This window comes from Clostridium sp. LS3 (assembly GCF_055330225.1).
Map to the genome: position 1 here is coordinate 3,729,366 of NZ_CM143921.1, position 12,980 is coordinate 3,742,345.

The 12,980-nt window shown below is 29.3% G+C and carries 9 protein-coding genes; all 9 read right to left on the reverse strand.

What is annotated here, in order from left to right; all coding sequences use genetic code 11:
• Positions 1-50: 50 nt before the first annotated feature.
• Entirely contained in the window at positions 51-596 is a 546-nt protein-coding gene (locus ACZJV1_RS17575; RefSeq protein WP_411169117.1) for a dTDP-4-dehydrorhamnose 3,5-epimerase family protein, read from the reverse strand.
• 172 nt (positions 597-768) lie between these two features.
• The gene (locus ACZJV1_RS17580; RefSeq protein WP_463650932.1) at positions 769-2,232 is read right to left on the reverse strand and encodes a peptidoglycan D,D-transpeptidase FtsI family protein; all 1,464 of its coding nucleotides are present in this window, start codon (positions 2,230-2,232) and stop codon (positions 769-771) included.
• 51 nt (positions 2,233-2,283) lie between these two features.
• Positions 2,284-3,519 (reverse strand): FtsW/RodA/SpoVE family cell cycle protein, encoded by a 1,236-nt coding sequence (locus ACZJV1_RS17585; protein WP_460289270.1) that lies wholly within the window; start codon positions 3,517-3,519, stop codon positions 2,284-2,286.
• A 10-nt stretch (positions 3,520-3,529) separates the two neighbouring features.
• Positions 3,530-3,982, reverse strand: a complete 453-nt coding sequence (locus ACZJV1_RS17590; RefSeq protein WP_411169120.1) for an FHA domain-containing protein — start codon at positions 3,980-3,982, stop codon at positions 3,530-3,532.
• A gap of 76 nt (positions 3,983-4,058) precedes the next feature.
• The gene (gene uvrA / locus ACZJV1_RS17595; protein ID WP_463650933.1) at positions 4,059-6,884 is read right to left on the reverse strand and encodes an excinuclease ABC subunit UvrA; all 2,826 of its coding nucleotides are present in this window, start codon (positions 6,882-6,884) and stop codon (positions 4,059-4,061) included.
• 317 nt (positions 6,885-7,201) lie between these two features.
• Positions 7,202-8,101 (reverse strand): radical SAM protein, encoded by a 900-nt coding sequence (locus ACZJV1_RS17600; RefSeq protein WP_463650934.1) that lies wholly within the window; start codon positions 8,099-8,101, stop codon positions 7,202-7,204.
• Between the two features lie 18 nt (positions 8,102-8,119).
• The gene (locus ACZJV1_RS17605) at positions 8,120-9,502 is read right to left on the reverse strand and encodes a WG repeat-containing protein (RefSeq protein WP_460289274.1); all 1,383 of its coding nucleotides are present in this window, start codon (positions 9,500-9,502) and stop codon (positions 8,120-8,122) included.
• 136 nt (positions 9,503-9,638) lie between these two features.
• On the reverse strand, positions 9,639-11,606 hold the full coding sequence (uvrB, locus tag ACZJV1_RS17610) for an excinuclease ABC subunit UvrB (RefSeq protein WP_460289275.1): 1,968 nt from the start codon (positions 11,604-11,606) through the stop codon (positions 9,639-9,641).
• Between the two features lie 103 nt (positions 11,607-11,709).
• Positions 11,710-12,978, reverse strand: coding sequence for a PDZ domain-containing protein (locus ACZJV1_RS17615; protein WP_463650935.1), 1,269 nt, complete (start codon positions 12,976-12,978; stop codon positions 11,710-11,712).
• Positions 12,979-12,980: the final 2 nt, after the last annotated feature.

The window sequence follows — 12,980 nt, forward strand, 5'->3', positions numbered from 1 at the left end:
ATATAGAAATTTAAGGATATAACTTTTAAATTAGCTATATCCTTAAATTTCTAAAATGGTGAATCAAATTCCTCAAACTTTGGCCAAAGTTTATCTTCACTTTCGACTTCAACCTCATCTTTAAAATCCCATGGAATATTTAATGAATTCCAATGCACTCCACCCCTTAATTCTCTTATAAATGGTTTTGTAACCTTATAATAAACTAAAGCATCTCTCTTTCCTTTTATATAGTATCCATGTGCGCATCCCTTAGAAATATATATTAGATTTTTATTGTATTCATCTAAATCCACTACTGTATACTTTCCAAAGGTTTTAGAATCTTTTCTTAAATCTATTACTACATCTTGTATTTCTCCTATTATACAAGTTATAAGCTTATCATGATCTTCTGGTGGTAATTGAAAATGCATTCCTCTTACTACCCCTGGCTTTGCTATTGCATAATATTCCTCTTTAAATTCTGTGCTTAACCCATATATATTAAATTGAGTATCATTAAAAACTTTAATTAAATCACAAGTACTTCCCATAAAAACAGTTGGTGTTATTAAGTAGCATCCCTCAACTTCTAATTGCTTAACCCTAAACATAGCTTGTATTCTCCTTTTAGTCTTTAAAGTTTTTTAACTTTATATAAATAAAGCTTAAAATTAAGTCTCTATCTTAATATATGACAAAAAATTTAAAGAGTGAGAAAGCTTAAATTAAAAGATAAAATTTTGTAGAAAAAGAGGTTGATAAGTAAAATCAACCTCTTAAATGCTATTCTCCAAGAACAGCTGCTCTCACAACCTGAGATGCTATATAAGCAGCTGAACCTGCACCATTTTCACCCTTTTCTACTATTACAGCTACTGCAATTTGTGGATTATCTAAAGGTGCTGCTGATATAAACCATCCATGAGGTATTCCTTCAACTCCATCCTCTATATAATCTGCTGTTCCTGTTTTTCCACCAGCATTTGTTCCTTCAAAGGCTGGCCATCTATGAGTATTATTTGATACTAAATAACCCATATATTTTTTTACTGTTTCTGCTATATCCTTTGAAATAACATCAGTTTTTAATGTTTTATTAGGTATTTCCTTTACTGTGTTTCCATCCTTATCTACTATTTTATTCACTAATTTAGGCTCCATAAGAACTCCATCATTTGCTACAGTCGCAGCAACTATAGCCATTTGCATTGGAGTTGATAGTACACTTGCTTGCCCTATTCCACTTTGAGCTATATTTCCCACTTCGTAATCCTTTAATGCTGGAAATCTACTTTCTGATATAGAAATTCCTATTCCTGGAACTCTAGAGTTAAATCCAAACCTCTCTGAAACTTCTTTTAACTTAGGATTTCCCATTTCCATTGCAAGTGTTCCAAATACAACATTACTTGAAACTCTATATGCCATTTGTAAATCTAGATTTCCATGAGCTTGCTTCATATAGTTATTAAGTTCTGTACCATCCGGAAAAGTTATTTTACCTGTATCATTAAATGTTCTATTAACTATACTTGGATCATTTTCTAAAGCTGCTGATAATGTTACTGTTTTAAATACAGATCCTGGAGGATACAATCCATTTATAGTTCTATTTAATAATTTACTATCTACATCAACACCAGTATTAGCTTCTTCTATAGCTTTTTCAAGATTAGTTGGATCATATGTTGGTTTTGAAACCATAGCTAATATTTCTCCTGTTTTAGGATTTAATGCAACTACAGCTCCCTTTAAATCTCCCATAACTTCATATGCAATCTTCTGCAACTTATAGTCTAAAGTGGTGACTATACCATTTCCTATTTTTTCTTCGTTTCTACTTTCAAAAGCTTTTTTTAAATCAAAATCTTTAAGTAAGCTTCTAATACCATTTGAAAAACTATTATATTTCGATAATTCGCTATCAAATTCCTCTTCTAATCCAGTTAATCCAAATCTTTCATCTATATATCCTAGTGAGTGAACATATAAATCTCCATATAAATATTCTCTACTTTGATTAAACTTATCTAATCTAACACTTTTAGTTAACGGATTTCCATCTTTATCATATATAGTTCCTCTTAGCACTTCATTTCTTTTTGCCCAAAGTCTTTTATTTCCTGTATCATTTGCTATATCAGGACCCTTAAAAACTTGAAAGTAGGCTATATATGATATCAACGCTATAAAGCAAAAAAGGAATATAACCATAACGTTTCGTACACTTTTTGCTAAATCATTCATAAAATCCTCCTTAATCTGTAAAACCTATTAATACAATTATAGCTATAAAAATTAATACTCTTCTGATATTTTTTGTAATATTCCCAACGCAAAAAACATTGTTATCATTGAGCTTCCACCATAACTTATAAGAGGTAGTGTTATACCTGTAAGCGGTATAACAGTAAATATTCCACCTATAATAACTAATGTTTGACAAGCTATCATTGTACTAAATCCAACAGCTGCAAGTTGACTGAACTTATCATTAGTTACAAATGCTATTCTTATTCCTCTATAAAATAATAAGAAATATATTATCATTAATCCAACTGCAAATATTATTCCAAGCTCTTCGCAAATAACTGCAAAAATGAAATCACTTTCTTTTGCAAAGATTAAGTCAGGATACCCATTTCCTAATCCTACTCCAAATAAACCACCTGAAGCTATAGCATAAAGCCCTTGTACTATTTGATAACTTTCATCGTGTGCATATTTCCAAGGATCAAGCCATATTTTAACTCTTCTTTGTACGTGTCCAAATACACCATAAGCCCCTACTGCTCCTATAGCTGAAAGTCCTAAGCAAGTAAAAACATATTTTTTCTTTGAAGTTGCAATATATAGCATAGTTACAGATATACCAAAGAATATTAAGGTTGATCCTAAGTCAGTTTGTAGCACCATACAAACTAAAGAAAACATAACTATTAATGCTGGTTCTATTAATTGTTTAAAATCTTCCTTAATTACGTTTTTACTTTCATAGTTCATAAGCGAAGCTGATAAGTATAAAACTAATGCTATTTTTCCAAACTCAGATGGTTGGAAACCAAAGGGTCCTATAAAAACCCAGTTCATAGCCCCATATGTTTCTACCTTAAATACAAGACCATACACCAATGCCATTGGCATAAGTATTAATGTAATAATCATATATATCTTTTTGTACTTAGCAAAACTCTTTAAATCCGGTAATGCTACAACTATAACTATATATGCTATTATTCCAAGTACAGCCCACACTAATTGTTTTATTGCAAAACTAGGATCTATCCTATAGAGCACTGCTATTCCAACTACAGCTAATATACTTGAAAATATAAGCATAAATTTATCGCCATCAGGATAAAATCTCCTTATTAAATAATGAGAAAATCCTATTATTAAGCATAAAATAATTCCTATAATTAATGCTTTTGTATCAAAAGGTTTCTTCAATAGAGCTAGATTAGTAAATAGAAGTAAGCATAGAAGATAAATCAATTTAAGAACTCTTTTTTCTAACTTTAATGCACTATTCATAATCTCACCTCTAATTTTTATCTGCTCTTATAACCTTAAATATAGCACTACCTATTCTTATTTTATCATTTGCCATTATCTTAGCATATCCTTCTACTTTTTCATCATTTATAAACACACCATTAGTGCTATCTAAATCCTCTATAATTATCTCATTATTCTTAACTACAATCTTAGCATGGTTTCCTGAAGCATATTGATCTGTTAATTTTATTGTATTTCCTTCTTTTCTACCTATTGTTATAATTCCTCTTAACAATAAAATAGATCCTTCTTCTAAGCTTGAATTTTCACCCACACTCAGCACTTCTATACCATAATTCTTTTTAGCAGAAGGTTGCTTTCTTCTTCCTCCACCTTTTACATCCTTGTACATTATTTTTAGTGCATAATAAATAATAAAATATAGTATTATCATAAATGCCACACCAAAAACTAATGTCATTAGCTTTGAAAAACCCATCTTTTCACCTCAAAATTAGTATTCTATTACCATTATATATTAAAACTTCTAGTTAAAAATAACAAGTATACTTGACTTATCTTAACATCTTTTTAAGATATTTACCTGTATATGAGTTATTTACCTTACTTATTTCTTCTGGAGTCCCAACTGACACTATTGTACCGCCTTTATCTCCGCCTTCTGGTCCTAAGTCTATTATATGATCCGCACATTTAACCATATCTAAATTATGTTCTATAACCACTACTGTATTTCCTGACTCCACTAGTCTTTGAAGTATTTCAACAAGTCTATTTACATCATCAATATGAAGTCCAGTTGTCGGCTCGTCTAATATATAAAGTGTTTTTCCTGTACTTCTCTTTGAAAGTTCAAATGCTAGTTTTATTCTTTGTGCTTCCCCACCTGATAATTGAGTAGAAGGTTGGCCAAGCCTTATATAACCAAGTCCAACATCATTTAAAGTTTCTAATTTATTTTTTATTCTAGGAATGTTTTCAAAGAACTTTAAGGCTTCTTCTACTGTCATACTTAGTATATCATCAATAGATTTCCCTTTATATTTTACCTCTAAAGTTTCTCTATTATATCTTTTTCCTTTACATACTTCACAAGGAACATATACATCAGATAAGAATTGCATTTCTATTTTTATTATTCCATCTCCTGAACAAGCTTCACATCTACCACCTTTTACATTAAAGCTAAATCTTCCTGGTTTATATCCTCTCATCTTAGCTTCTGGAGTTGTAGAAAACAGTTCTCTTATTATATCAAACACGCCAGTATAAGTTGCTGGATTTGATCTTGGAGTTCTTCCAATAGGACTTTGATCTATATCTATTATTTTATCTATATTTTCATAACCTGTTATTTCTTTATGTGCCCCGACTGGATTTTTACTTCTATTTACTAATCTATTAAGACCTTTATATAATATTTCATTAACTAAAGTACTTTTCCCTGAGCCTGACACTCCTGTTACCATAGTTAAAGTTCCTAATGGAACCTTTATATTAACATTCTTTAGATTATTTTCTTTAGCTCCTTTAACAGATATAAAGTTACCATTTCCCTTTCTCCTTTCTGTAGGAATATCAATTTTCTTTTCTCCTGTTAAGTATTGCCCTGTTATAGAACCTTTACACTCTTTAATATCATCTAAAGTTCCTGCTGCTACTATTTCTCCACCATGTTCTCCTGCTCTTGGCCCTATATCAACTACAAAATCTGCTTCCTTAATAGTATCTTCATCATGCTCAACTACTATTACTGTATTTCCTACATCTCTTAAATTTTTAAGTGTATTTATTAATCTATCATTATCTCTTTGATGCAATCCTATACTTGGTTCATCTAGTATATATAAAACCCCCATAAGAGCTGATCCTATTTGAGTTGCAAGCCTTATTCTTTGTGATTCTCCACCTGATAAAGTTCCAGAGTTTCTTGCTAAACTTAAATAATCTAAACCTACATCTATTAAAAATTTAAGCCTACTTTTTATTTCTTTTACTATTTGGTCACTTATTATTTTATCCTTTTCTGAGAAAATTAATGAATCTATATATTCAAGCTCCTCTTTTATTGAAAGTTTTGTAAATTCGTGTATATTCTTTTCTCCAACTCTAACAGCTAAAGCTTCTTTCTTTAATCTTGCTCCCTTACATTTAGGGCAATGATTGTTACTCATATATTGCTCTATTTCACTTTTTATAACATCAGAATTAGTTTCTCTATATCTTCTTTTTAAAGAGTTTATTTCACCATCATATGCATATGAATATTGTGATTTAACTCCTTCTCTAGTGTAAATCACCTTCATCTTCTTACCATCAGTTCCATAAAGAATTAAATCTAATTCCCTTTTGCTTAGCTCCTTAACAGGCCTACCTAAATCTATATCATACTCTTCACTTAAAGCCTTTAATATAGCATATGTCCATGAGTCTTCTTTTAGCCTACCTTCTCCCCAAGTAGCAATGGCACCTTCTAGTATGCTTAAGTCTTTATTTGGTATAATTAAATCTTCATCTAATTCGATTAAGGTACCTAATCCATCACAACAATCGCACTTCCCAAATGGAGAGTTGAATGAAAATAATCTTGGTGCTAATTCATCTATACTCATACCACATTCTGAACATGCAAACTTTTCACTAAATAATATGTCTTCTCCATCAATAATATTTATAACTACTAATCCCTCTGCTAATTTAAGTGCTGTTTCAATAGAATCTGATAATCTTCCTTCTATGCCTTCTTTTATGACTATTCTATCTACAACTGCTTCAATATTATGCTTTATATTTTTATCTAAACTAACTTCTTCCTCTGCTAGTTCATAAATTGATCCATCAACTCTGGCTCTTATAAATCCACTTCTCTTTATATTGTCTAATACTTTTTCATGAGTTCCCTTTTTACCCCTTATTACAGGAGCTAAAACTTGAAGTTTAGCTTTATCCCCAAGAGCCATAACACTATCCACAATTTGATCAACAGATTGTTGTTCAATTGGAATTTTGCATTTTGGACAATATGGTTTTCCTACTCTTGCATATAATAACCTTAAATAATCATATATTTCTGTTACAGTTCCAACAGTTGAACGTGGATTTTTACTTGTTGTTTTTTGATCTATAGATATTGCTGGAGATAAGCCTTCTATATACTCTACATCTGGCTTATCCATTTGTCCTAAAAACTGCCTTGCATAGGATGAAAGTGATTCAACGTATCTTCTTTGACCTTCTGCATATAAAGTATCGAATGCTAATGATGATTTTCCTGATCCTGATAACCCTGTAAAAACTACTAACTTCTCTCTAGGAATTTCTAGAGATACATTTTTTAAATTATGTACCTTTGCACCTCTTATAATAATTTTATCTTTCATATTAAAATGCCCCTTCTTATTTTATAACATTAGTTTTTCAGTTTTCTTGAAATTTAATCTCGAACAAACGTTCTTTATTATATTCTAAGTTTTATTATAATTATTGTCAATTACATAATAAATTATTTAATAGAAGTAATTACTGAATAATAAACTTAATTTTCTTTTTTTATATTTTTACTAACAATTAAATTTAGTAAAATCTACTTAAGTACTGGAATAACTTATATTTTAATATAGTATTAAAATATGCATGAAAAATTAGAGGATGAATAAAAATTCATCCTTTATAAATCTATATTCCTATAGTATATTCACTATACTCCCTCAGAATTAAAGAGTGGAATAAAACTTTCTTTTGCTGTTCCCTCTTCCTGAATAAATCCATTCTCTACTCCGATATCTAATGAATAATCAATAAGCGCTTCATAATGTTTTTGATTTAATGGCTTGTTTATTTCAGGATATTCTTTAACATGCTCTAACGGAGTATATTGATTCATAAGGCTTATATATACCTTGTTTCCATAGGTTTTATGAATATAATCTACTATTTTTTTAGAATCAAATAATAATCCTGGTAACATTAAGTGTCTTATTATTACACCTTTTTTTATTATTCCATTTTCATCAAACTTCACGTCGCCTACTTGATTAATCATCTCATCAATAGCTTCTTTTGCATATAAAAAGTAATCTTTAGCCTTAGAATATTTAACTGAATATTTACTATCAAAATATTTCATATCTGGAAGATATACATCTATATAACCCTTTAGTAGCTTTATAGTCTCTACTTTTTCATACCCACTGCTATTATATATTATTGGTATATTTAAGCCTTTATTTCTTGCTACTCTTATAGCTTCAATTATTTGAGGAACATAATGTGTTGGAGTAACTAAATTTATATTAAGAGCTCCTTTTTCCTGCAATTCTATAAATATTTCTCCTAATCTATCAATAGATATCTCTTTTCCAAAGCTACACTGACTAATATTATGATTTTGACAAAATACACATTTTAAAGTACAGTAAGAGAAAAATACAGTTCCAGAACCTATATTCCCTGATATGCAGGGTTCTTCCCAATAATGTAAAGCGGCCCTTGCAACCCTAATTTTATCTCCCGCTCCACAAAATCCTCTTTTTTCACTTAATCTATTAACGCCACAATTTCTTGGACATAAACTACAGTTTTCTAATAAATCTATCACTTTTTCACCTCAAGTAAGTTAAAACTTTTGCCCGTATTTATTTAGAAAATATATATTATCACCTTTACTTATGCTTAATACTCCTTCCCCTGCCTTATCAATATAATCTGCTTTTATTTTACTATTTGTTAATTTTAAATCTCTGTAATATATGTCTACATCGTCTCTAAAAAATCCTTTTTTAGTACAAATAAAAAATTGATCTATTACTTCAATATCAGAATATTTAAATGGTATTACTTCTTCTCCATCTAAATTTATAACTCCAACCTTAGTTTTTCTGTCATAATTTTCTATTATAAAAAAGTCCTTTATATCTTTAGAGTCATATACCCTTATATTAACATTATCAATCTTAAACTTTTCATTTCCCTTTGAATCCATAAAGCTTAACCCGTTATAATGATTATAAAATACAGATACACCTGATTTTGTAGTTCCCGTAAAAATATAATCTATAGGTAATCTATATATCTCATTAAGGTTCTTATCTAATACGACATTTTCAGAAGTATCTACGTCTTCTCCTACTATTATTCCATCTATAAATCCATCATACGAATTTTCGAAACTTATTGGGTTATTTACTTCATTTCCTTTTGTATCTATAAGTTTTGACCTTGCGCCATCCTTCACAATAGCATATCCATTTCTAAAATCCTCTGCATATTCGTAAATTAGCGGAATAACTTCCTCTCCCTTTTCATTTATATACCCATATTTCTCATCATACTTAACCAAAGCTAGTCCATCTACAAAACTTCCTAAAACATTATATTTTATTTGTCCTACTTCTTTTCCGCTCTTATCTAAGTAGCCCATTCCTATTTTTTCATCATTATTTCCAACCTCAACATAGTTATTTATTGTTCTAAATATTCTATATTTATCTGTTCTAAATAATTCATTTCCCTCTTTATCAATTACTCCTGATTTACCATCCTCAAAGTCCACTACTGCAAGTCCATTATTAAAAGGCGATGCATAATAATATTTATTCTTTACTACTAAATTTCCCTTTAAATCTACGTATCCATATCTTCCATTTTCATATATAACAGCTAACCCTTCTGATGAATCATATGCACTACTATATTTAGGCTCTATAACAATATCTCCATATGAATTTTTAAATCCATATAAACCATCTTTATCAAAAGCATATATATTAGATTTAAACTCCTCACTATCCGAATCCTTATTTATATTGTTATCGTTCTCTATAGTAATATTTTCTTCTATATTTATGTTTTCCTCTATTTTAGCTTCATAATTATAGTCATTAAATTTACTATATGATTCTAGTCCTAATTTTACTAGTACGGATATTAACGATGCTAGCAAAATAACTATACTTATAATTATAAAAACAATATATTTTTTCTTTAATCCCTTTGACATGAATTCCTCCTAAAACCCTATTTATATTATTATTATTCCATATATTTATAAAATGAACAATTAAAATACCTTAATTAATAAAGTATGGTATATGAATTAGTACATCATACACCATACTTTTATAACTAAATTTAATTTACTTTTTTAATTTATTTATTATATCGCGTAGTTCTGCTGCTCTTTCAAATTGTAAATTTTTAGCTGCATCCATCATTTCTTCTGTGTATTTCTTAATTAATTTTTTCTTATCTTTTTCAGAAACCGCTTTTACTTCTTCTACTTCATAACTCGCAGAATCTTCTGCTACCTTTGTTGCTTCTATTACATCTCTTACTCCCTTAATAATTGTTTGTGGAGTAATTCCGTTTTCTTCATTATACTTAATTTGAATTTCTCTTCTTCTTTCTGTTTCTTTTATTGCTTTATCCATAGACTTAGTTATATTATCAGCATACATTATTACTTTACTTTCAGAGTTTCTAGCTGCTCTACCTATTGTTTGTACTAGTGATGTCTCTGAACGTAAGAATCCCTCTTTGTCAGCATCTAATATTGCAACTAATGCAACTTCTGGAATATCTAGTCCCTCTCTTAAAAGGTTAATTCCAACTAATACATCAAATTCTCCAAGTCTTAAATCTCTTATTATTTTCATTCTTTCTATAGTTTCTATATCAGAATGCATATAAGTAGTTTTTATACCTAAGTCTTTTAAGTACTTAGTTAAGTCTTCTGCCATTCTCTTTGTAAGTGTTGTAATAAGTGTTCTAAACCCTTTTTCAGTAGTTTTCTTTATTTCTGCATATAAATCATCTATTTGACCTTCTACTGGTCTTATTTCTATAACTGGATCTAATAAACCTGTTGGCCTTATTACTTGCTCAGCTATATTAGTTGAATGATCTATTTCATATTGTGCTGGTGTTGCACTTACAAAAACTACTTGATTCATCTTATTTTCAAACTCAGCAAATTTTAATGGCCTATTATCATATGCACAAGGTAATCTAAATCCAAATTCTACTAAGGTATCTTTTCTAGATCTATCTCCTGCATACATGGCCCTACATTGTGGTAAAGTAACATGGCTTTCATCTATGAACATTAAAAAGTCATCTGGAAAATAATCTAGTAGCGTTTGTGGTGGGGTTCCTGGCCCTCTTCTATCTAATATTCTTGAGTAATTTTCTATTCCACTACAATAGCCCATTTCTCTAATCATTTCTATATCATAATTAGTTCTTTGTCTTAACCTTTGTGCTTCTAATAGCTTTTCTTGACTATTAAGTTCCCTTAATCTGTCTTCTAATTCATCTTCAATGGTTTTTATAGCTCTTTCTAAAACTTCAGGTGAAGTAGCAAAGTGAGATGCTGGAGATATTGATACATGATTTCTTTCTCCTAATATATTTCCTGTTAAAACATCAAATTCTCTGATTCTCTCTATTTCATCACCAAAGAATTCTACTCTAATTCCTTTATTAGATGAAGATGCTGGGATTATGTCTAAAGAATCACCTCTAACTCTAAAGCTTCCTCTTGAAAAATCTATATCATTTCTTTCATATTGTATTTCTATAAGCTTTCTTATTATTTCATCTCTTTCTTTTTCCATTCCTGCTCTTAAAGAGATTGTTAACTTCTTATACTCCTCTGGATTTCCAAGTCCATAAATACAGGAAACTGAAGCAACTATTATTACATCTCGTCTTTCTAATAAAGCTGATGTAGCTGAGTGCCTAAGCTTATCTATCTCATCATTTATTGATGCATCCTTTTCTATAAATGTATCTGTTTGTGGTACATATGCTTCTGGTTGATAATAATCATAATATGAAACGAAGTATTCAACAATATTATTCGGGAAAAACTCCTTAAACTCAGAACATAATTGAGCTGCAAGAGTTTTATTATGAGCTAAAACAATTGTTGGTTTTTGAACTCTTTCTATTATATTTGCCATGGTATATGTTTTACCTGAGCCAGTTACTCCTAATAAAGTTTGCCCTTTATCCCCTTTATTTATAGAATTTACTAAACTATCTATAGCTTGCGGTTGATCTCCAGTAGGTTTAAATTTTGATTCAATCTTAAATTCAGGCATTTACTCACCCCCATAAAATTATTTGTTAATATTTATATTTTATCTTTTATAACTTTCTTATTCAATGAATAATAATCTTTTTATTATAAAACAAAAAGAAAGCTTAATGCTTCCTTTTCATTTCTTCTAATACCTTCTTAAAATCATCATTATCTATATTTAATGTATCATCTATATTTACCATTTTAGGTACAAGTAATATTCCTAGTCTTTTATTTTTGGGAATTATTTTTAAATCTACTATTTCTCCTGAAATCTTTTTTATCTTAATTGAAATTTCATGAAGACTATCCTTAACTATCTTAAAAATATCTACTTCTGACATAGCTTTTTCATTATTAATTTCTATTATTTTATCTCCTCTTCTTATACCTGCTTCATAAGCTGGAGAAGTAGGAGCCACTTCTAATATAGATACTCCACTATCATCAGTAACATATATATATTCACCAGAATCTTCTAATTTCTTCTGAATTCTTATCATAATTTCATGAGCTAATGGTGCAAATACTATAACTACAATTTGTCCAATTATTCCAAATTGAGCTAACTGAGATATAATTGTTAAAGATATGCCATAAATTAATATTCCAATTCCTGAATAAACTGGTTTCTTATTTTTACCCTTTGTAAATGATACAGAATTATAACTTATAACACCATATAATGGAATTGCTGATATAATAGCTGTACTTAATATTAATAATGTTTCTGTTCGATTTATTAGTGGCCACCAAGTTGGTGTTTCAATTGCTGTTGTAGCAAAACTAGATAAATCTCCAGAAAAAGCTATGAATATAGCAACTGGCAATGCCCAATACCTATTATAAGCAAAGCCACCTACTATTTTATTATCTTTATTTGAAAAAACAGGTATCGCTCCTCTTCCTCCATCAAAGATTACTAAAAATCCTTCTACTACGTGCATAAGTCCAACAAAAGTCATAAGTGCTAATATATTTATATTTATATATGATTTAGTATTTGTTATATTAGCCAATACACTTGATAATATACTTATTGCTCCTAAAACAGCTCCTGAATATGAAAAACATATGAATCTCTTTTTAACAAAAAGTAATAGAACTGATATCATAAACATTATTTCTATTCCAGAATTTTCATTGAATACAATTCCTAAGCCACTTAGAATTAAGCTTATTGTTGCACCGCCTATTATTCCTAATGAAATTTGAGAAAGTGTAAGCTCTAGAGGAGAATTTATACTCTCCCCTATAGTCATTTTTTGCATTATTGTTATTCTTTTGTTTTTTAAATAAAACATTATTCCTAAAACTACTAGCATAAATATGTGCATTGGCTCAATTATGGCATATGCTACAGTTCTTAATGTATATAGTATCAACTCCATCT

Coding starts and splice junctions, on each gene's coding strand:
- ACZJV1_RS17575 (WP_411169117.1), bottom strand. CDS start 596: ATGTTTAGGGTTAAGCAATTAGAAGTTGAGGGATGCTACTTAATAACA.
- ACZJV1_RS17580 (WP_463650932.1), bottom strand. CDS start 2,232: ATGAATGATTTAGCAAAAAGTGTACGAAACGTTATGGTTATATTCCTT.
- ACZJV1_RS17585 (WP_460289270.1), bottom strand. CDS start 3,519: ATGAATAGTGCATTAAAGTTAGAAAAAAGAGTTCTTAAATTGATTTAT.
- ACZJV1_RS17590 (WP_411169120.1), bottom strand. CDS start 3,982: ATGGGTTTTTCAAAGCTAATGACATTAGTTTTTGGTGTGGCATTTATG.
- uvrA (WP_463650933.1), bottom strand. CDS start 6,884: ATGAAAGATAAAATTATTATAAGAGGTGCAAAGGTACATAATTTAAAA.
- ACZJV1_RS17605 (WP_460289274.1), bottom strand. CDS start 9,502: ATGTCAAAGGGATTAAAGAAAAAATATATTGTTTTTATAATTATAAGT.
- uvrB (WP_460289275.1), bottom strand. CDS start 11,606: ATGCCTGAATTTAAGATTGAATCAAAATTTAAACCTACTGGAGATCAA.
- ACZJV1_RS17615 (WP_463650935.1), bottom strand. CDS start 12,978: ATGGAGTTGATACTATATACATTAAGAACTGTAGCATATGCCATAATT.